Below are 268 nucleotides of genomic sequence, written 5' to 3' on the forward strand. Positions count from 1 at the left end.
GGTGACCCCTACGGGATTCGAACCCGTGTTACCGCCGTGAAAGGGCGGTGTCTTAACCGCTTGACCAAGGGGCCATTTTAAAGATTGTCTGGCGGAGAAGGAGGGATTTGAACCCTCGCGCCGCTTACGCGACCTACGCCCTTAGCAGGGGCGCCTCTTCAGCCTCTTGAGTACTTCCCCACACCTAGAAATAAATGGCTCCGCAGGTAGGATTCGAACCTACGACCGCTCGGTTAACAGCCGAGTGCTCTACCACTGAGCTACTGCG

The 268-nt window shown here is 57.1% G+C and carries 2 tRNA genes; both read right to left on the bottom strand.

Features of this window, described 5'->3' with window-relative positions:
- Window positions 1-2: 2 nt before the first annotated feature.
- Window positions 3-74: transfer RNA gene (locus JJQ88_RS21085), tRNA-Glu, on the bottom strand.
- A gap of 15 nt (window positions 75-89) precedes the next feature.
- Window positions 90-180 (bottom strand) — tRNA-Ser (locus JJQ88_RS21090).
- Window positions 181-268 lie beyond the last annotated feature (88 nt).

The organism is Bacillus sp. REN3, assembly GCF_017912555.1.
Taxonomy (GTDB): Bacteria; Bacillota; Bacilli; order Bacillales; family Cytobacillaceae; genus Mesobacillus.